22 protein-coding genes are annotated in these 21202 nt (G+C 66.2%); 14 read left to right on the forward strand and 8 right to left on the reverse strand.

Features of this window, described 5'->3' with window-relative positions; translation table 11 throughout:
- Positions 1–105: 105 nt before the first annotated feature.
- Complete coding sequence (locus KDG50_13575; protein ID MCB1866443.1) at positions 106–318, reverse strand: twin transmembrane helix small protein; 213 nt, start codon at positions 316–318, stop codon at positions 106–108.
- A gap of 99 nt (positions 319–417) precedes the next feature.
- Here KDG50_13575 and KDG50_13580 point away from each other — a divergent pair, with 99 nt between their 5' ends.
- From KDG50_13580 to KDG50_13595, 4 genes are read left to right on the forward strand one after another with little or no spacing between them, the layout of a single operon-like run.
- The gene (locus KDG50_13580) at positions 418–1095 is read left to right on the forward strand and encodes an SURF1 family protein (protein ID MCB1866444.1); all 678 of its coding nucleotides are present in this window, start codon (positions 418–420) and stop codon (positions 1093–1095) included.
- Complete coding sequence (locus KDG50_13585; protein ID MCB1866445.1) at positions 1092–1706, forward strand: hypothetical protein; 615 nt, start codon at positions 1092–1094, stop codon at positions 1704–1706. The genes KDG50_13580 and KDG50_13585 overlap by 4 nt, the downstream gene beginning before the upstream one ends.
- A gap of 19 nt (positions 1707–1725) precedes the next feature.
- Positions 1726–2697, forward strand: a complete 972-nt coding sequence (locus KDG50_13590) for a COX15/CtaA family protein (protein MCB1866446.1) — start codon at positions 1726–1728, stop codon at positions 2695–2697.
- Entirely contained in the window at positions 2678–3571 is an 894-nt protein-coding gene (locus tag KDG50_13595) for a heme o synthase (protein ID MCB1866447.1), read from the forward strand. Before KDG50_13590 ends, KDG50_13595 begins: the two co-directional genes overlap by 20 nt.
- A gap of 56 nt (positions 3572–3627) precedes the next feature.
- On the opposite strand, the gene KDG50_13600 is transcribed toward KDG50_13595, so the two are convergent.
- The gene (locus KDG50_13600) at positions 3628–3951 is read right to left on the reverse strand and encodes a hypothetical protein (GenBank protein ID MCB1866448.1); all 324 of its coding nucleotides are present in this window, start codon (positions 3949–3951) and stop codon (positions 3628–3630) included.
- Between the two features lie 56 nt (positions 3952–4007).
- On the opposite strand from KDG50_13600, the gene KDG50_13605 reads away from it, so the two are divergent.
- Both KDG50_13605 and KDG50_13610 read left to right on the forward strand, forming a co-directional pair.
- A complete protein-coding gene (locus KDG50_13605) occupies positions 4008–6293 on the forward strand; it encodes a DUF1800 domain-containing protein (GenBank protein ID MCB1866449.1) in 2286 nt (761 codons plus the stop codon).
- Between the two features lie 23 nt (positions 6294–6316).
- A complete protein-coding gene (locus tag KDG50_13610) occupies positions 6317–7663 on the forward strand; it encodes a DUF1501 domain-containing protein (GenBank protein MCB1866450.1) in 1347 nt (448 codons plus the stop codon).
- Positions 7664–7747: 84 nt separating this feature from the next.
- Here the strand turns inward: KDG50_13610 and rpoH are convergent, their stop codons facing one another.
- From rpoH to ftsY, 4 genes are all read right to left on the reverse strand, one after another.
- Entirely contained in the window at positions 7748–8605 is an 858-nt protein-coding gene (gene rpoH, locus KDG50_13615) for an RNA polymerase sigma factor RpoH (protein ID MCB1866451.1), read from the reverse strand.
- A 98-nt stretch (positions 8606–8703) separates the two neighbouring features.
- On the reverse strand, positions 8704–9654 hold the full coding sequence (ftsX, locus tag KDG50_13620; GenBank protein ID MCB1866452.1) for a permease-like cell division protein FtsX: 951 nt from the start codon (positions 9652–9654) through the stop codon (positions 8704–8706).
- Entirely contained in the window at positions 9651–10313 is a 663-nt protein-coding gene (ftsE, locus tag KDG50_13625; GenBank protein MCB1866453.1) for a cell division ATP-binding protein FtsE, read from the reverse strand. The genes ftsX and ftsE overlap by 4 nt, the downstream gene beginning before the upstream one ends.
- A gap of 8 nt (positions 10314–10321) precedes the next feature.
- Positions 10322–11311: a signal recognition particle-docking protein FtsY gene (gene ftsY, locus KDG50_13630; protein ID MCB1866454.1), complete on the reverse strand. Its 990-nt coding sequence runs from the start codon at positions 11309–11311 to the stop codon at positions 10322–10324.
- Positions 11312–11384: 73 nt separating this feature from the next.
- Here ftsY and KDG50_13635 point away from each other — a divergent pair, with 73 nt between their 5' ends.
- The 8 genes from KDG50_13635 to KDG50_13670 all read left to right on the forward strand — a co-directional run bounded on the left by KDG50_13635 (position 11385) and on the right by KDG50_13670 (position 18310).
- Entirely contained in the window at positions 11385–12770 is a 1386-nt protein-coding gene (locus tag KDG50_13635) for an insulinase family protein (GenBank protein ID MCB1866455.1), read from the forward strand.
- The gene (locus KDG50_13640; GenBank protein ID MCB1866456.1) at positions 12763–14082 is read left to right on the forward strand and encodes an insulinase family protein; all 1320 of its coding nucleotides are present in this window, start codon (positions 12763–12765) and stop codon (positions 14080–14082) included. Before KDG50_13635 ends, KDG50_13640 begins: the two co-directional genes overlap by 8 nt.
- Positions 14079–14666 (forward strand): 16S rRNA (guanine(966)-N(2))-methyltransferase RsmD, encoded by a 588-nt coding sequence (gene rsmD, locus KDG50_13645; GenBank protein MCB1866457.1) that lies wholly within the window; start codon positions 14079–14081, stop codon positions 14664–14666. The genes KDG50_13640 and rsmD overlap by 4 nt, the downstream gene beginning before the upstream one ends.
- Positions 14663–15142, forward strand: coding sequence for a pantetheine-phosphate adenylyltransferase (gene coaD, locus KDG50_13650; protein MCB1866458.1), 480 nt, complete (start codon positions 14663–14665; stop codon positions 15140–15142). Before rsmD ends, coaD begins: the two co-directional genes overlap by 4 nt.
- Before the next feature lie 2 nt (positions 15143–15144).
- The gene (locus KDG50_13655) at positions 15145–15405 is read left to right on the forward strand and encodes a YfhL family 4Fe-4S dicluster ferredoxin (GenBank protein ID MCB1866459.1); all 261 of its coding nucleotides are present in this window, start codon (positions 15145–15147) and stop codon (positions 15403–15405) included.
- A complete protein-coding gene (ggt, locus tag KDG50_13660) occupies positions 15405–17090 on the forward strand; it encodes a gamma-glutamyltransferase (GenBank protein ID MCB1866460.1) in 1686 nt (561 codons plus the stop codon). Before KDG50_13655 ends, ggt begins: the two co-directional genes overlap by 1 nt.
- Positions 17091–17293: 203 nt before the next feature.
- On the forward strand, positions 17294–17590 hold the full coding sequence (locus tag KDG50_13665) for a hypothetical protein (protein MCB1866461.1): 297 nt from the start codon (positions 17294–17296) through the stop codon (positions 17588–17590).
- A 210-nt stretch (positions 17591–17800) separates the two neighbouring features.
- On the forward strand, positions 17801–18310 hold the full coding sequence (locus KDG50_13670; protein MCB1866462.1) for a DUF1269 domain-containing protein: 510 nt from the start codon (positions 17801–17803) through the stop codon (positions 18308–18310).
- 272 nt (positions 18311–18582) lie between these two features.
- On the opposite strand, the gene KDG50_13675 is transcribed toward KDG50_13670, so the two are convergent.
- Positions 18583–18930 carry a Rieske (2Fe-2S) protein gene (locus KDG50_13675; GenBank protein ID MCB1866463.1) on the reverse strand — a complete coding sequence of 116 codons (348 nt, stop codon included), beginning with the start codon at positions 18928–18930 and terminating at the stop codon, positions 18583–18585.
- 32 nt (positions 18931–18962) lie between these two features.
- On the reverse strand, positions 18963–21140 hold the full coding sequence (locus KDG50_13680; GenBank protein MCB1866464.1) for a cyclic nucleotide-binding domain-containing protein: 2178 nt from the start codon (positions 21138–21140) through the stop codon (positions 18963–18965).
- Positions 21141–21202: the final 62 nt, after the last annotated feature.

Consider the following 21202-nt stretch of genomic DNA (forward strand, 5'->3'; position numbering starts at 1 on the left):
TCGCGTATTGATTCGGGGGTGTTGCGCGTGCGCGGGGGCACTGTCCGGATGGATCTGCCGCCACCGAACCGGCGCCCGCCGACTGGGCTCAGTCGGTAGCGGGCATTACTGGCGCAGTCCGTGCGGCTGAATCCAGCCCAGTCCCCAGGCCACGAACAAAAGCAGGAACAGCGCTACGGACAGCCCGATCCGCACGGTCAGTGCCCTTACGGTGCGGTTGCCCTGGCCGCGGTCGGTCAGCATGAAGCGCATCGCCGAGGCCAGGCTCGCGACGATGGCGATCAGCACGATGACGATGACAATCTTCGTGAAATTCATGTTCGCGGGCCTTGAAGCGGGCAGGAATTGTAGCATCGCCCGGGGGTTGTCCCGTTGAGCCCCGGGCGCTGTCGGTGGTCGCCCGCGGCCGTTGTACTGTTGCTTTGCGGTACCGCAGTCCTCGCGGGGCTGAGCCTGTGGCAATGGTCGCGCTCCGGCGAGAAGCAGCGGCTGATCGATGAACGTGTGGCCGCCGAGGCGCATGGACAGTTCGCCACCCCGGAGTCGATTCGCGCTGATCCGGGCCGATTCCGGTACTGGCAGTTCGATGCGGACGGACGGTATCTCGCCGGGGCGAACTGGTTGATCGACAATCAGGTGCGCGACGGACGGCTCGGCTACTCGGTGCTGAGCCTGTTTCGGACCAGCGACAGCGAACTTGCACTGATCGTCGATCGGGGCTGGATTCCGGCCGATGCGGCGGGAGTCGCGGACGGGCTGGATGGCCCGGGTGCATCCAGCCGGATACGCGGCCGGCTCGTCGATGCGCCGGATGTCGGTCTGCGACTGGGTAGCGCGGCGGAAATGGCCGTTCCCGGCATCGTGCAGTACCTGGATATCGATGCCGTTTCGGCGCGACTTGGAAGGCCGCTGCTGCCGCTGGTGCTGGAACTCGATGCGGACGCACCGGGCGCATTCGAGCGCAGGCGGGTCAGTGCGGACCCATTCGGTCCGGACAAGCATCGCGCGTACTCTGTTCAGTGGGCCCTGCTCGCGGTCGTGTACGTCATCGTATTCACGCTCGCGCGCTGTGCACGTCGTGGAGAAGGCAAATGAACACATCGCAATCTGCTTCACAGCGCCCCGCCGCGTCCGGGAGCGGGCGGCGTACGCTCGTGCTCGTGTTTCTGCTCGGCGCGGCGCCGGTCGTCGGCGCGTACCTGCTGTTCTATTTTTTTCCGGACTGGATACCGCGTTCGACCATCAACCACGGCACGCTGGTGTCGCCGGCCCGGCCGCTTTCCGTTGAGAAGATCGTCGATGCCGATGGCAAGCCGCACGGCATCGAATTTCTGCGCGGACACTGGACCTATGTGCATTTCGTCGATGGCGGCTGCGACGACGACTGCGCGAATGACCTCGTCGCCACGCGCCAAGTGCGCCTGACCACCGGCAAGGATATACAGCGCGTGCGCAGGGTCCTGGTTGCGTCCGGCAGTGCGGTTGCGGGCCTGCGCTCGCAGCTGCTCGCGGCGCATCCCGATCTCATGATCGTGTCGCTTTCGGGCGATGCGGTCGCCTTCCGTGGACAGTTCGAGTCGGCGACCGGTGCGCGCATGTTCCTGGTCGACCCAATCGGCAACTTCATGATGTATTACGTCGACCGTGATCCAAGCGCCATGCGCAAGGATCTGGCTCGCCTGCTGAAGGTCTCGACCGTTGGCTGACGGGGGACGCCGGTTTGCGCTGATCGTGTTTGCGGCGCTGGCGCTCGCGGCCATCGTCGTACCGCTCGGTGCGTATGTGCGTCTGTCCGACGCGGGGCTGGGCTGTCCGGACTGGCCGGGCTGTTATGGACAGATTGGTGTTCCGGAAGCGGCCCATCACATCGAACAGGCGAATCTCGCCTATCCCGAACGCCCGGTCGAGGCCGCGAAGGCGTGGAAGGAAATGATCCATCGCTACTTCGCTGGGGCGCTGGGACTGCTGATCCTCGTCGCCGCGATCGTGGCGATCGTTCGGCGCCGGCTGCCGGATCAGCCGGTCGCACTGCCGGTGTTTCTGCTCCTGCTTGTCATCTTTCAGGCCGCGCTCGGCATGTGGACCGTGACCTGGCTGCTGAAACCGGCCGTTGTGACCGCCCACCTGATCGGCGGCATGGCGACACTCGGGCTGCTCGCGTGGCTGGCGCTGCGGGTCGGTCGCCCAGCGCGGTTGGAAGTGAGTGCCGGCACGCGCTGGCTGGCGCGCGCCGCACTGGTCGTTGTCATCGCGCAGATCACGCTCGGCGGCTGGGTCAGCACGAACTATGCGGCGATCATCTGTGATGACTTCCCGACCTGTCAGGGCCGGTGGTGGCCGCCGATGGACTTCGCCGACGCCTTTCATATCTGGCGCGGGCTGGGGATCGACTACGAGGGCGGGGTGCTCGGCAACGACGCGCGCGTCGCCGTGCAGATGACCCACCGGATCGGCGCGCTCGTCACCCTGCTGTTCGCCGGACTCGCCGCGGTCGGCGCGCTGCGCGCACGCAGTGCCGCGGTGCGCGGTCTGGGCGTGCTGGTGGGAGTCGCGCTGGGCGCGCAGATTGCGCTTGGCATCGGCAACGTCCTGCTCGATCTGCCGCTCAGTGTCGCCGTCGCCCACAATGCCGTTGCAGCCGCGTTGCTGCTGTCGCTGATCTGGCTAAACTACGTCTATGTCCGCGCACCTGAGTGACACCGGCGAAACGCCCCTGTGGCGCGAGTATCTGGAGCTGACCAAGCCCCGGGTCGTCGCGCTGCTCGTGTTCACGGCCCTGGTCGGGATGCTGCTGGCCGTTCCCGGCGCCGTGCCGTTTCGCGTGCTGTTCTACGGCAACCTGGGCATTGCGCTCGCCGCCGCCGGGGCCGCGGCGATCAACCATGTGGTCGACCGGCGGATCGATGCCGTCATGGCGCGTACCCATGCTCGGCCGGTGCCGACCGGGCAGATCGAGTCGCGCGACGCCCTGATGTTTGCGTTCGGGCTGTCGGCCGCGTCGATGCTCGTGCTGGTGGTGTTCATCAACGTGCTGACCGCGGTGCTGACTTTCGTGTCGCTGATCGGCTACGCGGTCATCTACACGATGTACCTCAAGCATGCGACGCCACAGAACATTGTGATCGGCGGTGCCGCGGGCGCCGCGCCGCCGCTGCTCGGCTGGACGGCAGCAACCGGCTCGGTCGATCCGGGCGCCCTGATGCTGTTCCTGATCATCTTCATCTGGACGCCACCGCATTTCTGGGCGCTGGCCATCGCCCGGAAGGACGACTATGCGAACGCGCGCGTGCCGATGCTCCCCGTCACCCATGGTGACGCGTTCACCCGCACGCACGTGCTGCTCTATACGCTGCTGCTGCTGGCCGCGACCCTGCTGCCGTTTGCGACCGGCATGTCCGGCGGGTTCTATCTCGGCGGTGCGCTGGCGCTCAATGCCGGTTTCCTCTACTACGCCTGGAAGCTCAAGTTCGATTCCGATCCGAAACTGCCGATGCAGACCTTCGGCTACTCGATCATCTATCTCACGGCCCTTTTTGCATACCTGCTGATCGATCACTACTTGGCCCACTAGCCGGGACTTGATCCGTAGCCGAAGCTTTCGGCCGGGTCGCGCTTCGATCGATCCAATCAATATCGGGTGATCTGACGCGTCGGACGCTGGTCCGACGCCGGTCGTGGCGTGCCTGATCGATGGAATGCGCGACTGGCATTGGTGTTGAGTTGGTCGGACTCGGCGGACGCGCGGCGGCCCGCGGTAGGCTTTTGCGCGAGCTTGTTTGACGACGTTCTCGGACGGTTGATCAGTCCCGCTGATATTTTTCGCCCATCGAAAAACAATGCCGCCGACGGGTCCATGGCGGTTTGCTGGATGCAAAGTGTGATTCCGGTTCCGGGCGTGCGCAACGCCTGGCGGGCGTGGCGAACGGCAAAGGCAATCAACCACTCGGTCATGGGGGCGGGCGACGATGGATGTCAGTCAAGGGGGTTTGTGCGCGCTGGGCGCGCGGTTGGGGCGAGGCATTGGACGCATAATCGTCTGCTTCGGTGCGGTCGGGCTGTTCGCATCGGGACAGGTACTTGCCGCCTCCGGCGGGCTGCTGTCGCTGCAGATCCCCGGGATGGTGCCGGCATACGCCCCCGGCGTCACCAGCTACACCATTCCGGACGACGGAACATGCTCGATCCCCGTCACGGCCACGCTGAACGATCTCTCGCTCAGTCTTTACGTGCAGAGCAATCCGACGGTGAGCGGCGCGACCGCCAACGCGTGGGTCTGCGGGAGCCACAGCACGCTGTCGGTCGTTGTCTACAGGAACTGGAGCGAGGTCGAGCGTCTCAGCATCACCAAGGGTGATACCGCGTCGCTGCCGGTAACGCCACCCCCCGAACCAACGCCGCCGGACGAGCCGGAGGAGACCGCCGCGGGCAGCGGTGGCGCACTGGCTTCCCTTGTCGTTGCCGGCCTGAGCCCGGCATTCTCCGGCGCGACGCACCACTACACGATGCCGGACCCTCCGAGCTGTTCGGTGCAGGTCAAGGCGACGCTCGCCAATCCGCAGCATCAACTCCAGGTGCAGGGCAATCCCACCACGAGCGGCAGCACCGTCAGCGCATGGGTCTGCGACGGCCACCCCAAACTGAGCATCGTCGTCTACTCGAACTGGACCGAGGTCGGCCGTTACACGGTGTACAAGGCGTCCGAAGGTCTGCCGCCCGATCTGCCGGTCGACGATGGCGGTGGCACTCCATCACCCGGCGGCTCCGAACCCACGATTGGCGACGGTGGCGCAGACAGCGGCAGCGGTGGCGGTGATGCCGGCGGTTCGCCCGGCAGCGACTATGAGCCCAGCCCGACCGGGTATGCCGAGGCGGCGCGGATGCTGTCATACGCAAGCTTCGGGCCCGACCCCGAATCACTCAATGATTTTGTCGATCTGGGTGCAGACGCGTGGCTGGATGCGCAGTTCGCCATGCCGGCGAGCCTGATCCCGAACACCGGTGACATGAACGGCTTGCGCGCGCAGGTCTTCGCGAACATGGCGACCGGTGAGGGTCAGCTGCGCCAGCGCGTGATCTTCGCGCTGGGGCAGATTCTCGTCGTGTCCGCTAACAAGAACGTCAACGCCTACGAGATGGCGCCATGGGTGCAGTTGCTGTCGGACAACGCCTTCGGGAACTACCGAACCCTGCTGCGTCAGGTGTCGATCAGCCCATCAATGGGCAAGTACCTTGATCACGCCAACAGCCGCAAGGCCTCGGCCACGACGGCGCCAAACGAGAACTACCCGCGCGAGCTCATGCAGCTGTTCAGCATCGGGCTGTGGCAGCTGAAGCAGGACGGCAGCCAGGAGCTGGACGGCACAGATCAGCCGATCCCGACCTATACCCAGAACGAGCTGCGCGAAGTCGCCCGGGCCCTGACCGGATGGACCTATCCGACCGCACCGGGGGCGCAGCCGGGCAATACCAACTGGGAGTATTTCGTCGGTGATATGGAACCGCGGGTCGCCAATCATGACGCGGGGGCCAAGACCCTGCCGGGCGGCTACGTGATTCCCGCCGGGCAGACGCCGGATCAGGATCTCGACAGTGTCCTCGACTTTCTGTTCCATCATCAGAACGTCGCGCCGTTCGTCGCCACGCGCCTGATCCGCCTGCTGGTTACGAGCAACCCCTCGCCGGAGTACATCGCGCGCGTCGCGGATGCGTTCGATGACAACGGAACTGGCGTGCGCGGAGATCTGAAGGCGGTTATTCGCGCGGTGCTGACCGACGTCGAGGCCACCGATGCGGAGGTTGCCGGACGTGCGCGACTCAAGGACCCGATCGTGTACTTCATCGGTCTGGCTCGGGCACTGTCCGCGACCTTCAATGATCCATCCGGCTATCAGTACGTCTTCGCGAATCTGTCCGAGCATCTGCTGACGCCGCCGTCGGTTTTCAGCTTCTACTCACTGATGGCGACGTTGCCCGGTGATGCCCAGCAGTTTGGCCCGGAGTTCCAGATCTATCCGCCCTCGCTTGCGATTCAGCGCGCGAACCTGGTCTATCAACTGCTGACCAATCAGTTCGGCTCCGCGCTGCAAGTAGACCTTTCACCCTATCTCGCCCTGGGCGGGAACGTGTCGGATCTGCTCGACAAGATCAACGCGGATCTGTTGCAGGGCCGGATGTCGACCGAGTTGCGGACCATCATCGAGACGGCGACGAACGCCGCATACGACGACACCCAGCGCGTGATCGGCGCGCTCTATCTGACGGCCGTTTCCGGCGAATATCAGGTGCAGCAATGAGCGGTCAAGGGAGGAAGTCAGCCATGCGCAAGACCAATCGCTCACGTCGGATGTTCCTGTCCCGCTGCGCGGGTCTCGGCGCCGCCGCGGCGGGATTCGGATGGGGTGGGTTTCCGCGCGCGGCCCGCGCCGCCGTGAGTGACTACAAGGCACTCGTGTGCGTGCAGCTGCTCGGCGGCAATGACGGCAACAACGTCATCGTGCCGGTGGACTCCGGTCGATACAGTGCGTATCAGGCGATGCGCGGCGGATTGACGCTGTCGGGCAGCGAGTTGCTCGATCCGATTGCCGACGCGCTCGGCAATCCATATGCGCTGCACTACGGGCTGACCGAAATCCACGATCTCTACGAGAGCGGCCGCGTGGCGTTTGTCCTGAATACCGGAATGCTGCACGGGCCGCTGACGCGCGCCCAGTATCTCGCGGGACAGAATTCGCCAAGCAACCTGTTCTCGCACTCCGATCAGACCGTGCAGATCCAGACCGGCACGCCGGTCCCCGACGGCAGGGGCTGGGGCGGTAGGCTGCTGGACCTGTTTGCGGTCGGCGACAGTCTCGCGGCGGTCTCGGTCTCCTCGCCCAGCCTGCTGTTGCAGGGGGCCAATATCGCCCCGAACATCGTGCCGCCCGGTTCGGACCTTGGCATCTGGGGCATGGGCTTGTGGCCGCAGTCCGCGGCCGCGGCACGACGCAGCGCGCTCGAACAGATCGCCTCGATGGGCTCGTCTGACCCCATCGTGGCGCGCGCGAACGCAACGCTGGCAGACGGCGTTGCGCTTTCCGATACCCTGACCTCAGGCGCTGCGCTGCCGGCCCTGTCGACGGACTTGCCGGCAACGTCGATCGGTAATCAGCTGAAGGAGGTTCTGCGGCTGATCCGCTCGCGCTCGGCGGCCGGGCCGGGCCGCCAAGTGTTCTACTGTACCTTGGAAGGTTTCGATACCCATGGCGGGCAGGACTGGCAGCACTGGTCGCTGCTTTCGCAGCTGTCACAGGCGGTTGCGGCCTTCCATGAATCAACGGTGGAGGCGGGGCTGTCCGACCAGGTCGTACTGTTTACGCAATCGGAGTTCGGTCGCACCCTGCAGCCCAGCGGATCGGGCTGTGATCACGGCTGGGGCAGCCATCATTTCGTGGTCGGTGATGCGGTACAGGGCGGAATCTACGGCCAGATGCCGACCTTCGCGCTGGGTGGCCCGGACGATGCCAACAACCGCGGCGTATGGATACCGACGATCGGCACCGCGCAGTACGGTGCGACGCTGGGCCGCTGGTTCGGCGCCAGCGATCTGGCTCTGGAATCGGTGTTTCCGAATCTGTCAGCGTTCCATGCCAGCACCTACGGTACTGATGTCGGATTCATGGGATAGGAGAGGCCGGCGAACGCGTGCGGGGATTGCCGAAAAGAAAGGGGCCTGCCGGCCCCTTCTTGTTGAGGTCTGATTCCGGTTCGATCAGGCGGCTTCGGCGATCGCGGTGCGCATTTTCTTCATCGCAGCGGCCTCGATCTGCCGAATGCGCTCGGCGGACACGCCGTACTGATCGGCGAGGTCCTGCAGCGTGCGTTTGTTGTCGTCGAGCCAGCGTGAACGCACGATGTCGCGCGAACGATCGTCCAGTGCCTCGAGCGCATCGGCGAGTCGTTCTTCCTGATATTGCTCGCTGTCGTCACGCTCGATCAGCATGGAAGGATCTGGGCGGTTGTCGCTCAGATACGCAGCCGGCGAGAACAGTTCGTCGTCATCGGCGTCGGCCGGCGGATCGAACGCCATGTCGTAGCCGGACATGCGTTTTTCCATCTCCAGCACGGTCTCGCGCTTGACGCCGAGTTCGTCGGCGACCTCGCTGATCTCTTGATCCGTGAACCATCCCAGGCGCTTTTTCGAGCGCCGCAGGTTGAAGAACAGCTTGCGCTGCGCCTTGGTCGTGGCGACCTTGACGATGCGCCAGTTGCGCAGGATGAATTCGTGGATCTCGGCCTTGACCCAGTGCACGGCGAACGACACCAGCCGTACGCCGACCTCCGGATCGAAGCGGCGCACGGCCTTCATCAAGCCGATGTTGCCTTCCTGAATGAGGTCGGCGAACGCCAGGCCGTAGCCCAGATAGCCCCGCGCGACCTTCACGACGAAGCGCAGATGCGAGAGCACGAGCCGCTGCGCCGCCGCGAGATCATCGTCGTCGCGCAGACGCAGCGCGAGATCGCGCTCCTCTTCCTCGGTCAGCATCGGCACTTCGTTCACGGCGTGGATGTAGGCATCCAGGCTGCCGACCGGCAGCCGAACGGGCGCGAGCATGAGATCGGTACGCATTTGGTTGACCCCTCGTGGATTAGCACTCGGTCAGTTGGAGTGCCAAAGCGTATAAGAGTTCAACGATATTCTCAACTGCCACGGTCGGAAATTTCGGCTCAGGCCGGCTGGATGCGCCGCAGATGCCGGGCGACCGACAGCCAGGCCCCGCCCAGTCCCAGTGCCACGCCGACGCCGAGTACCGCGGCCGTGGTCTGGAGCCCCGGAAAGCCGACTGTGACACTGCCCTCGTACAGGGTCGCCAGACGTTGCACCGGGCCGGCCAGGGCCAGCAATGCGGCGCTGCACAAAATCCAGCCGAGCAGGGCACCGAGCAGGCCGTACCAGAGCCCGGCGTAGAGAAACGGCCGGCGAATGAACGCATCGTCCGCGCCGATGAGCTTTTCGACCTCGATTTCCCGCCGGCGGTGCTGGATCTCCAGCCGGATGGTGTTGCCGACGATCATCACCACGGCCAACGCCAGCAGCACCCCGATCACGATGGCCCCGCGCCGTCCGGCGGCGAGCAGGGCGTCGGCGCGCTCGATCCAGCCACGATCGAGGCTCAGCGCGTCCACCCGCGCGTCGGTCCGCAGGGTCGCCGCGAGCGCGGGGGCGTCGACACTGGCCGGCAGGGTCAGCAGGATCGTCGCCGGCAGCGGCGAAACCTCGAGCAGGTCGAGCGCATCGCCGAGCCCGCTGTACTCGCGGAACTCGGCGGTTGCCGCCGCCTTGTCGACGTAGTGCGCGGAACTGATTTCCGGGCGCGTGGCCAGTTCCGTGGCGAGTGCCTGGCCGGCGGTGTCGTCGACGGCCGCGGCCAAAAACAGCGAGATATCCGCCTCCGTATAGGCCTTCGCGGTGACGGCCTGCGCGCCGCTGGCGAGTTCCACCAGCGCGGCCGGCAGAGCCAGCGCGACGGCAATCACCCCCATCGTCAACACGCTGGCGAGTGGCGCGCGCAGCAGCCGGCCGAGGCTCGAGACCGCCGCCTCGCCATGCCGTGTGGCCCAAGCGCTGATGCGCCAGCCGCGGGATCGCGCGCGGCGCGCGCCCGTTCGCGGGCTCATCCGGAGTCCCCGACCAGCCGTCCGCCGCGCAGCGTCAGGCGCCGATGCCCCATGCGCTCGACCAGCGCCAGATCGTGGGTCGCGATCAGCACCGTCACGCCGACGTGGTTGAACAGTTCGAACAGCCGCATGATCTCGGCGGAGAGTTCCGGGTCCAGGTTTCCGGTGGGCTCGTCGGCGAGCACCAGCGCCGGACGATGCACGATTGCTCGTGCGATGCCGACGCGCTGCTGTTCGCCGCCGGACAGCTCGATCGGGAAGCGTTCGCGGTGGCTCAGCAGGCCGACCTTGTCGAGCGCCGCATGCGTGCGTTTGAGAATGTCGCGATGCGCAATGCCGCGTACCACGAGCGGCAGCGCGACGTTGTCGAACACTGTGCGGTCGAACAGCAGGTGATGGTCCTGAAACACGATGCCGAGCTGCCGGCGGTGGTCGGCGATGCGCCGGTAGGGCGTGCGGTTCAGGTGCCGGCCGTTGACATGCAGCTGACCACGGGTCGGGCGTTCGATCAACGCCAACAGTTTCAGCAGGGTGCTCTTGCCGGCGCCGGAGTGCCCGGTCAGAAAACACATCTCGCCGGGATCGACATGCAGGTCAATGTCGACCAGCGCGTCGTGCGGGCCCGGGTAGCGTTTGGAAACGCCCTCGAAGTGGATCACGGGCGGCGCTAGCGTCCCAGCAGTGCGTCGACAAACGCCGCGGCGTCGAAGTCGCGCAGGTCGTCCTCGCCCTCGCCGACACCGATCAGGCGGATCGGCAGCCCGAGTCGCCCGGCGATCGCGAACGCCACACCGCCGCGCGCCGTGCCGTCGAGCTTGGTCAGCGCAAGGCCCGTGACGCCGACCGCCGCGCGGAACTGCTCGGCCTGGGCGATGGCGTTCTGTCCGGTGCCGGCGTCGATGACCAGCAGCACCTCGTGGGGTGCCTCCGGGTCGAGCTTGGTGAGCACGCGCCGGACCTTCTTGAGTTCGTCGATGAGGTTCGACTGGGTGTGCAGCCGTCCGGCCGTGTCGGCGATCAGCACGTCGACGTCACGCGCCCGGGCGCGCTCCAGGGCGTCGTAGATCACCGCAGCCGAGTCCGCACCGTGTGCCTGCGCGACGACCGCGGCGCCGACACGCTCGCCCCAGCGTTGCAGCTGGTCGATCGCGGCGGCGCGGAAGGTGTCACCGGCGGCGAGCAGTACCGAGTGACCCGCGTGCCGGAAACGCGCGGCGAGCTTGCCGATCGTGGTGGTCTTGCCGGCGCCGTTCACGCCGACGGTCAGAATCACATAGGGGCGTCGGGCCGGGTCGATTTCCAGAGGCGCGCTGACCGGTTCAAGCAACTCGATCATCGCCTCGCGCAGCGCATTCCATAGCTGTTCGGGTTCGCCCGGGCGTTGCCGCGCGACGCGTGCCTTCAGCGTCCCGATGATGCGTTCGCTGGCCTCGACGCCGACATCGGCGCCGAGCAGCACGGTTTCGATCTCGTCGAGCAACGCCGCGTCGAGTTCGCGTCGACCCGCGAACAGCGCCGCGAGCCCGTCGCCGAGCCGCGCGCGGGTCTTGCCGAGGCCGGTGCGCAGCCGCGCAAACCAGCCGCGCGGCGCATCTTCGGGAACCGATGCGCTGTCCGCCGGGTCAGAAACCGGCGTCTTTTTGCCAAATCCAAACATGCTATAGCATGGCCGTTCAGGGTACGGCGCATCCTAGCACCTCCCAATTGCAATCACGGTAAGGAACTTCCCGATGCGATCAACTGACTCGGGCGCGCTGGCGCTCGTGGCCGCCGTCACGCTGGGCTGCGGGGTCACCGCACATGCCCGCACCAGTGAATTCATGCTCGACAACGGAATGAAGGTCGTTGTCGTCGAAGACCACCGGGCGCCCGTTGCGACCGCGCAGGTCTGGTACCGCGTGGGTTCCTCCTACGAAATCGATGGCGTGACCGGCGTGTCGCACGCGCTCGAGCACATGATGTTCAAGGGCACCGAGTCGGTTCCGCCCGGCGAGTTCTCGCGCATCATCTCGGAGAACGGCGGCACCGAGAACGCGTTCACGAGCCGTGACTACACGGCCTATTTTCAGACGCTTTCGGCCGATCGCCTGGAAACCGCGTTCCGGCTCGAATCCGACCGCATGCGCAACCTGACCCTGCCGCCGGAGGAGTTCGCCAAGGAACTCGAAGTCGTCAAGGAAGAGCGGCGCCTGCGCACCGAGGACCGGCCCACGTCGCTGACCTATGAACGCTTCAACGCCGTGGCGTTTCTCTCCAGCCCGTACCGCACGCCGGTGATCGGCTGGATGGACGACCTCGATCACATGACGGTCGATGATCTGCGCGACTGGTACGCGCGCTGGTACGCACCGAACAACGCCACACTCGTGGTCGCCGGGGATGTCGACCCGCAGGAAATTCTCGCGCTCGCGCGCAATTACTACGGGGTGCTGCCGCGCGCTGAGATTACGCCGCCCAAGCCGCGCGCGGAGATTGCCCAGGCGGGCGAACGGCGGGTCGTCGTCAAGGCGCCGGCCAAGCTGCCGTACCTGCTCATGGGCTACAAGGCGCCGATTCTGGGAACGGCGGAAGCCGACTGGGAGCCGTACGCCCTGATGGTCGCCGCCGAGGTGCTCGGTGGCACTTCGGGTTCGCGGCTACAGCGTGATCTCGTGCGCGGGCGCGAGATCGCGGCCTCCGTGGATGCCGATTACGACTACATGGATCGCCTGCCGGGGCTGTTCCTGCTCGACGGCGTACCGGCGCCCGGCAGCGATGTCGCCATCCTCGAAGCCGCCCTGCGCGAGCAGGTGCGTCAGCTGCGCGACGAACCGGTCACCCGGGACGAACTGGATCGCGTCGTTGCCCGCGCCGTGGCCGCGAACATCTTCGAACGCGACTCGGTGTTCTATCAGGCCATGCGCGTGGGTTCGGCCGATGTCGTCGGTGTGGACTGGCGCGTGCTCGATGAGCTCCCGGACCGGCTGCGCGCGGTGACCCCCGAGCAGGTGCAGGCCGTCGCGCGCAAGTATCTGGTCGATGATCGGCTGACCGTCGGCGTGCTAGACCCGCTACCGATCGATGCCGCCCAGACGCGCAAGCCGCTGAACCTGAAGGGGGCGCGCAATGATGTTTGATCTCGCCACCCTGCGTGCGCCGGCCGGCGCGCTGGTTCTGCTGATTGCCGGGCTTGCGCACGCGGGCACTCCGATCGAGTCGTGGACGACCGTCAATGGCGCACGCGTGCTGTTCAGTCCGGCGCCGGACCTCCCGATGATCGATGCCCGCGTGGTGTTCTCTGCCGGCAGTTCGCGCGACAGTACGCTGGCCGGCCTCGCGGCGCTGACCAACGGTCTGCTGAGCGAGGGCGCGGCTTCCTGGAGCGCCGATGAACTGGCGGAACGCCTCGATCGCGTCGGTGCGCAGTTCTCCAGCGGTTCACTGCGCGACATGGCCTGGGTGTCGATTCGTTCGCTGGCCGAGCCGCGCTATCTCGACGTGGCCGTCGAGAATGTCTCAGCGGTACTGAGCGCGCCGCGTTTTGAGGCAGCGGCGGTCGAGCGCGATCGCAATCGCATGCTCAGCGTGCTGAAATCCGAGGCGCAGTCGCCGGGGAAGATCGCCGAAAAGGCGTTCTATCACGTGGTCTACGGCGACCATCCCTACGGTTCGCCGTCGAACGGCACCGAGCAGTCGCTCGCGGCCATCACCCGTGATGACATCAAGGACTTCCACAGTCGCTACTACGTGGCCCGCAATGCCGTGATCGCCATCGTCGGTGCGCTCGACCGCAGCCAGGCCGAGGCACTCGCCGAGCGCATGATTGCCGGTCTTCCGGCGGGCGAACCCGCGCCGGAGATCGCGCCGGTGCCTGCTGCGGCGGCAGGGCGCACCGAGATCTCGCATCCGTCCACCCAGAGCCACCTGTATCTCGGGCAGACCGGTATGCGTCGCGGCGATCCCGACTATTTCGCGCTGTTCGTCGGTAACCATGTGCTTGGCGGCAGTGGGCTCGTGTCATTGCTCGCCGAGGAAGTGCGTGAAAAGCGCGGACTTTCCTACAGCGTGTCGAGCGATTTTTCGCCGATGCAGGTCGAAGGGCCGTTCGAGACCGTGTTGCAGACCAAGAACGAGCAGATCGGCGAGGCCGAGCAGGTCGCGCGCGAAACCATCCGCGCGTTCATTGCGAACGGGCCGTCCGCCGCGATGCTGGAGCGTTCGAAGAAAAACATCACGGGCGGATTTCCGTTGCGCATCGACAGCAATGCCAAGAAGGTCCAGTACCTCGCGATGATCGGCTTCTACCGGCTACCGCTCGATTGGCTCGACCGGTTCAACGAGCGCGTGGACGCGGTGACGGCCGAACAGATTCGCGATGCCTTCCGCCGCCGTGTGGATCCCGACCGGTTCGCGACCGTCGTGGTCGGCGGGGCGGCGGGCGGCGGTTGAGCCAGCCCCGCGCACCGGCATCGTCGGTCCGTATCGTCGGCGGGCGCTTTCGCAGCCGGCGCGTTCCGTTCGAGCCGGGACCGGGGCTGCGGCCGACTCCCGATCGAGTGCGCGAAACCCTGTTCAACTGGCTCGTGCCGGTCGTCACCGGGGCGCGCTGTGTTGACCTCTACGCGGGCACCGGCGCGCTTGGCATCGAAGCGGTCTCGCGCGGCGCCTCAAGCTCGCTGCTGATTGAATCCGACCGCCGGCGCGCCGGCGCGCTGACCGCAACCTGTGCGCAGTTCGATGTCGATCGTCTGCGCGTCGTCCATGCCGACGCGCTCGCGTGGCTCGATGCGGCCGCGCCGGGATCGATCGACATCGCCTTCGTCGATCCGCCGTTTGCCGATCGGCTGCATGCGCGGACCGTGGAGCGGCTCGCCAGTACCTGCGTGCTTGCGCCCGGCGCGCATGTCTATATCGAATATCCGCTAACCGGCCCCGCGCCGGATTGTCCGGCCGGCTGGCGACGCCATCGTTCGCAGCACGCCGGCGACGTCGCGTATGATCTGTGGATCACCCCGCCCGGCGATCCGGCATGAAAACCGCGGTTTATCCCGGCACCTTTGATCCGATCACCAACGGCCATACCGATCTCGTTGCGCGCGCGGCGCGCTTCTTCGACCGGGTCATCGTCGCGGTGTCCGAAAACCCCGGCAAGCGGCCACGGTTCGAGCTGGCCGAGCGCGTGCAGCTCGCGCGCACCGCGCTTGCTGGAATCGCGAATGTGGAGGTGCATTCATTCAGCACCCTGCTCGTGGAGTTCGCGCGTTCGGTCGGCGCCAGTGCAATCCTGCGCGGGCTGCGCGCAGTCGCGGATTTCGAATTCGAGTTCCAGCTTGCGGCGATGAACCGCAAGCTCGAACCGACGATCGAGACCCTGTTTCTGGCCCCGGCGGAACGCTATGCGTTCCTGTCCTCGTCGCTGGTGCGCGAGGTCGCGGCACTCGGCGGCGATGTCGCCGAATTCGTGCACCCGAGAGTCAACGAGGCCTTGCGCCGTCTGCGTGCGAGCTGAACATGGCACTGCTGATTGAACCGGAATGCATCAACTGCGATGTCTGCGAGCCGGTCTGTCCAAACACGGCGATCACGATGGGGGCGGAGATCTACGAGATCGATCCGGCCCTGTGTACCGAATGTGTCGGCCATCACGACGAACCGCAGTGCGTCGAAATCTGTCCCGTCGACTGCATCGTGCCGGACCCCGCGCACGAGGAGTCCCCCGAGGTGCTGCTCGAGCGCTACCGGCGCCTGACGGGCAACGAATCGGCCGGCTGATGGCCGGGTTGCGCGCGATCGTTTTTCTGCTGGCGTTCGGCTGGCTTGCCGTTGGTCAGGCAGCGGGTCCGCGCGAGGCCGGCATCGCCACGGCCCATCCGGCCGCCACGGCCGCCGGGCGCGCCGTACTCGAACGGGGCGGCAATGCGTTCGATGCGGCGGTCACGATCGCCGCGGTTCTGGCGGTGGTTGAACCGTATTCCAGCGGCCTTGGAGGCGGCGGATTCTTTCTGCTGCATCGCGCCAGCGACGGCCACGAGACCATGCTCGATGCCCGCGAACGGGCACCGCTGGCCGCCACGCGCGATATGTACCTGGACGTTGACGGCCGCCCGTGGCCCGGGCTGTCCATCGACGGTCCGCTGGCGGCGGGCATTCCCGGTCTGCCCGCCGCGCTGGTGGACCTCGCCGCACGCTATGGCACGCGCCCGCTCGCCGAGCTGCTGGCGCCGGCGATCGCCGTGGCCCGCGACGGCTTCGAGGTCGATGAGATCTATCGCAGTCTCGCCGCGCTGCGTTTGCAGGCACTGCGTGCATCCAAGGTCGCCGCGCGCGTGTTTCTCGATGACAACGCTGTTCCGGCGGCAGGCACCGTGATCCGCCAGGCGGAGCTGGCCGAGACGCTCGGGCGCATTGCCAGCGAGGGCCGGGCGGGCTTCTACGCCGGTGTTCTCGCGCAGCGGCTGGTCGACGGCGTGCACGCGGCCGGCGGCGTGTGGACCCTCGACGATCTCGATAGCTACCGCACCGTGGAGCGCGAGCCGGTACGCTTCGAGTACCGCGGATTTCGCGTCAGCTCGGCCGCACCACCATCGTCGGGTGGCGTGGTGCTCGCCGAGATTCTCAACCAGCTCGCCGCCGTGGATCTGCATGCGCTCGATCCCGCCGCGCGCATGCACCGGATCGTCGAGGCCATGCGCAGGGCCTATCGCGATCGTGCGGAATACCTCGGCGATCCGGATTTCGTCACGATGCCGCTGCAACGGCTGCTGTCGACCGACTACGCGCGCGGGCTCGCGGCTTCGATCGATCCGGCGCGCGCGACGCCGAGCGATTCGCTGGCGAAGCTCGCCGAACCGGCCGGGGCGGGCCGCGACACCACGCACTTTTCGGTGCTCGATTTCGACGGCAATCGGGTTGCCGCGACCCTGAGCATCAACTATCCGTTTGGCAGCGGGTTCATGCCGGCCGGCACGGGCGTGCTGCTCAACGACGAGATGGACGACTTCGCCGTCGCCGCCGGCGTGCCGAACGTGTACGGCCTGATCGGCGCATCCGCGAATGCCATCGCACCCGGCAAGCGCATGCTGTCGAGCATGAGCCCGAGCTTTGTCGATGACGGCCATCGGCTCGCGATCCTCGGCACGCCGGGCGGCAGCCGCATCATCACGATGGTGCTGCTGGCGATCCTGGAGTTCGAGCGCGGGGTGGCGGTCGACGACTGGGTCGCGGCGCCGCGCTTCCATCACCAGTACCGACCCGACGAGATCCAAGTCGAGCCGGAATTCGCCGTCGATTTTGCGCTCGATACATTGCGGGAGCGCGGCCATCAGGTGCGCGTGCTGGAGGAGCGATACGGCAACCTGCAGGCCGTCACCTGGGATCGGGGCGCGGACCGCACGGCGGCCGCCAGCGACCCGCGCGGCGTCGGTGCCGCCGCGGTGTTCTCCCCAAGGAAGCGCTGATCGATCCACCCGCGTCGCCAGCGCCACGGAACCGAAAAAGCGTCGTTTTTCGGCCCGCCCGGCCCTGAAAAACCGCTCCGAATTTGGGGCAACGGCCCCAGCGCAACCCCCTTGCGCTTCTCTGAGGATGTTCTATACAGAAGTAGAAGCGAACACCAAAGTCACTGCTTTTTTTGCCCGACAGCTGATGTAGAGGTTTGATCATGCGGCGTCCAACCCATCCCGAAATCGGCGGGTGGTTCACTGATGTGGACGGCTCCCTGTTTGAGGTCGTAGCCACGGACGCCGATCGCGCGACGATTGAAGTCCAGTATTTCGACGGCGCGGTCGAGGAATTCGATTTCGACACCTGGGAAGCGATGGAACTGCGCCATGCCGAACCGCCCGACGACTGGTCCGGGGCGCTGGAGCTGGATCGTGACGATTACGGCGTCGATCTCGACAATCCGATGGAAGCGGAACCGATGAACGTGCTGGACGTTATAGATCGCGACTATTGAATCGGCCCAGTCGCGCAATCCGGGCGCGGTCGGGGTCGGCATGGCACAGGTGGACGTTCCGGACCGTGACCCCGCCGGGAGCGGGGTGGTCAAAGCCACGCAGCGCATTGACGCTGCGCGACGCATGCCAGGGTCGGACTGCTTGGGTCGCCCGCGACACCGCGTCAGCGGGATGGCGTGGGACGGCCTACAACAACAGGAGATCGGCTTATGAGGCGTCTGTACTTTCTCTTGCCGAACACCGGCACCGCGCGCCAGGTCGTGCGCGAATTGTTGCTCGCCCGGGTTGAGGAGCGGCACATCCATGTCGTGGCCCGCGATGGCACCGCGATGGAAGACCTGCCCGAGGCGAACCTGCTGCAGAAGAGCGATTTCATCCATGGAGTCGAGCAGGGTCTGGCCGTGGGCGGCGCGACCGGCGTTCTGGCCGGATTGATTGCCGTCACGTTTCCACCCGCAGGTCTCGCGCTGGGCGGCGGTGCCGTATTGGCGACCGCGCTTGCCGGTGCGGGGATCGGTGCGTGGGTGTCCGGCATGATCGGCACGGATATTCCCAACTCGCGCCTGCGTGAATTCGAATCGGCGATCGAGGATGGGCACATCCTGATGATGGTCGACATCCCGAAGGCTCGTGTCGACGAGGTATCGAGAATGGTCCGCGAACACCACCCTGAAGCGGACGTTCATGGTACCGAGCCGGCGATTCCGGCCTTTCCGTAGCGACCCAATCGGGATCACGGGCGGCGGCTGCGCAACGAGTCGTCTCCGCGAATCTTGCAGGCGCGGCGCGAGCCGTGGCAGGCAAGCAAGTGCCGTGGCCACGCCGCGCGTGTGTTTTGGAGTCCCGGTCGATCCGGGGCGAAAACGGCGTTCTCGATCTTGCGATGACGGGTCCGGCATCACCTCGGCCGGGCCCGATTTTTTTGCGTTTTTCCTGCGGCTGCGAATTGGCTCTGGTGCACGCGCTCAGCCCGCAATGCGGCTGTAGAAATTCAGCCAGCCAGCACGACCCAGTCAGCCTCGATCCTCACCGGTACGGACTTGAGCCTTTGCCCCGCGCAGGGGCCGTGCACGCAGCGTCCGGTCTCGATCTCGAACAGGGCGCCGTGCATCGCGCACTGGATGAACTCCCGCTCGTGATCCAGGAACCGGTGTGGTGCCCAGTCGAGCGGGGCACCGGTATGAGGGCAGCGGTTTTCGTAGGCGAACACCGCGGCGTCACGACGCACGACGAACAGGTCCGCCGTCGAGCCGGCACGATGGCTGAAACGGGTCGCTTCGGGCCAGCGCAGCCCGCGGCTGTCGATCGGGTCCAGTGCCGTCCATTCACACAGGCGCACGCATGGTCTGCGCGGCGCCTGCATAGGATCGGTCACGAGGCCAGCCAGCGCGACGGTTCGGAGGCCAGGCGCGCGTTGGTCAACTGACGGCGCAGTGCCTCGATCTCTTCGCGCGCCTCGTCGCGCACGAGCTTGAGTTCGGCTCGCAGGGCCTTGACGAGATCGCCGTCGGAGTTGGCCTGTGCTGCGCGGATTGCATCGACATGCGACTCGACCACGGCGGTGAGTTCAGCGACCCGCCACTCGTTTTCCGTTGCGCGCTTTGCTGCCTCCTGTTCGGCAGACTTCGCCTTCGCGAGCTGCGCATCGAACTGTGCCATGCGTTGCTCGGCTTCCGCGGCCTGCTTGTTCGCCGCGGCGCGCTGACGCTCGGCCTCGTCGAGCTTGCGTTGCATGGTTTCGTGATCGAGCTTTGCAGCGGTGAGTTCCTCGCTGCGCTGTTCCAGCTGTCGTTTGAGTTCAGTGAGCTTTGCGTCGAACTGGGTCGCACGCTCCGCGTTCGCCTTGTTGCGCTCGCCGTTGGCCTCGAGTTCGCGTGCGACATCCTCGAGTTCGTGCTCCAGGGCTTCGCGATCCAGCTTCGCCGCGTTGAGTTCGTCGGCGCGCTGCTCCAGTTCGCGTTGCGCCTGTGAATATTGCTCGCGAAGTTCGGCGGTCACGCTTTCGATCAGGCGATCGCGTTCCGATTCCAGTGCGGCAATGGCGGCCGCATGCGATTCGCCGGCCTGTACACTTTGTGCGCGCAGTGTCTCGATTTCCGCACGCAGGGCCGCCGCTTCGCGACCGGCCGTGGTATTGAGTTCATCGAGTGTTTCGGCGCGGGCCGCGATCTCTTCGCGCTCGTTCTTGAGCGTTTCATACTCCGAGCGCAGGGCCTCCAGCGCGATGCGCGCCTGATCTTCGCGGGCACGTGAGACCGTTGTGGCGCGGGCCTGCTCGGTGAACTTGAACAGGCGGCTGCGAAGTTCCGTCACCTGTGCCTCGGCCTTGCGTCGCGCGGTTTCGCTGTCGTCCAGCCGGGCCTCGATCAGCGCATAGATCTCGTCGGCACCTGCTTCGATCACGTCGGAGTCGCCTGCGGCTGCTGGCGAGGAAGCTGTGGTTTGCCCGTCGGGCTTCGAACGCTGGCCCGAGGATTTGCTGTCGGCAATGGGCACGGACATCTGCACGGCTTCTTCCTTGAAGGCCCTGAGTGCCGGAATACCCCCGCGCAGCACGAACGCTTCAAGCCCGCGTTCGACCAGCAGGTAGGCCGCGGTGGTTGAATTCGCGCCGTCCTCGCAGATCGTGATGTAGGGCGTGTCGCGCTTGAGTTCGTTCGCGCGCGCGCGGATTTCGCGTACCGGCAGATGGGCGACCGGTTCGGTTCCTTCGGGCAGCGGCTCATCGGTCTCGCGGACATCCAGCCAGTGCGCGCCCTTGTGCGTGCGCTGAATGGCCTCGGCGGCATCCACGAAGCGCACGATCGGTTTCTTGATCAGCTCGACGAAATCGTCCTTGCTCAGGCGCAGCAGTGTGACCGGCCCATCGGCGGTGACACTCGTGGAACGCCTTGCGCCAGACAACAACGCCTCTTCGCCAAAGCTGTCGCCCTCGGAAAGCGTTGCGAGCAACATGGGCCGGTCGTCGCGCGAACGCCGCTCCACCGTGCAGCGCCCGGTCTTGATGACGTAGTAGTAATCGCCGGTGTCGCCCTGGCGGATGATGCGGTCGCCGTCGGCGACCTCGAATTCCTGCATGCGCATGAGGACCGACTCGATGTTCGCCGGCGAAATGCGATGGAACAGTGGCGAACGCAGGGTCTTGGACATCCAGTCGTCGGCGCCGTCCGGATCGACCTCGCTGACCTTGTGGTCGGCCAGGCGTTCCTCCTCAAGCACCTTGTTGAGCTTGCCGGTATTGACCGATGCATAGCGCAGCGTGGTGAGTGCCTTCGCCGTAAGTTCGCGCGGAATGCGGTGCGCCAGCGGAAAGCGTGCGGTCGGTGATCCGGCGGCGACGGCATCCACTTCGGTGCCGCCGGAATAGAAGCCGACATAGCCCCGAAGCAGGTAGATCGACACGGGCGCGGCATCGCCGCGGTTGAACAGCACCGAGCGCGGTGGCGCGGTCTGCACCGTGACCGCGTCGCCCAGGCGTGCGAACGCTTCGTCGGACAGCGTATTGAACGGCACGAAGCCGCGCAGGGTGTCGAGGTCGGGGTTGTCCATCTGCTGGATACCGGGGTTGTCTCGAGCGCGGGTGCGCGCACGCGTTGCGGGAAGTGTAGCTT

Source organism: Chromatiales bacterium (assembly GCA_020445605.1).
Taxonomy (GTDB): Bacteria; Pseudomonadota; Gammaproteobacteria; order JAGRGH01; family JAGRGH01; genus JAGRGH01.

Coding starts and splice junctions, on each gene's coding strand:
- KDG50_13575 (MCB1866443.1), bottom strand. CDS start 318: ATGAATTTCACGAAGATTGTCATCGTCATCGTGCTGATCGCCATCGTC.
- KDG50_13585 (MCB1866445.1), top strand. CDS start 1,092: ATGAACACATCGCAATCTGCTTCACAGCGCCCCGCCGCGTCCGGGAGC.
- KDG50_13595 (MCB1866447.1), top strand. CDS start 2,678: ATGTCCGCGCACCTGAGTGACACCGGCGAAACGCCCCTGTGGCGCGAG.
- KDG50_13600 (MCB1866448.1), bottom strand. CDS start 3,951: ATGACCGAGTGGTTGATTGCCTTTGCCGTTCGCCACGCCCGCCAGGCG.
- KDG50_13610 (MCB1866450.1), top strand. CDS start 6,317: ATGCGCAAGACCAATCGCTCACGTCGGATGTTCCTGTCCCGCTGCGCG.
- rpoH (MCB1866451.1), bottom strand. CDS start 8,605: ATGCGTACCGATCTCATGCTCGCGCCCGTTCGGCTGCCGGTCGGCAGC.
- ftsX (MCB1866452.1), bottom strand. CDS start 9,654: ATGAGCCCGCGAACGGGCGCGCGCCGCGCGCGATCCCGCGGCTGGCGC.
- ftsY (MCB1866454.1), bottom strand. CDS start 11,311: ATGTTTGGATTTGGCAAAAAGACGCCGGTTTCTGACCCGGCGGACAGC.
- KDG50_13635 (MCB1866455.1), top strand. CDS start 11,385: ATGCGATCAACTGACTCGGGCGCGCTGGCGCTCGTGGCCGCCGTCACG.
- KDG50_13640 (MCB1866456.1), top strand. CDS start 12,763: ATGTTTGATCTCGCCACCCTGCGTGCGCCGGCCGGCGCGCTGGTTCTG.
- coaD (MCB1866458.1), top strand. CDS start 14,663: ATGAAAACCGCGGTTTATCCCGGCACCTTTGATCCGATCACCAACGGC.
- KDG50_13655 (MCB1866459.1), top strand. CDS start 15,145: ATGGCACTGCTGATTGAACCGGAATGCATCAACTGCGATGTCTGCGAG.
- ggt (MCB1866460.1), top strand. CDS start 15,405: ATGGCCGGGTTGCGCGCGATCGTTTTTCTGCTGGCGTTCGGCTGGCTT.
- KDG50_13665 (MCB1866461.1), top strand. CDS start 17,294: ATGCGGCGTCCAACCCATCCCGAAATCGGCGGGTGGTTCACTGATGTG.
- KDG50_13670 (MCB1866462.1), top strand. CDS start 17,801: ATGAGGCGTCTGTACTTTCTCTTGCCGAACACCGGCACCGCGCGCCAG.
- KDG50_13680 (MCB1866464.1), bottom strand. CDS start 21,140: ATGGACAACCCCGACCTCGACACCCTGCGCGGCTTCGTGCCGTTCAAT.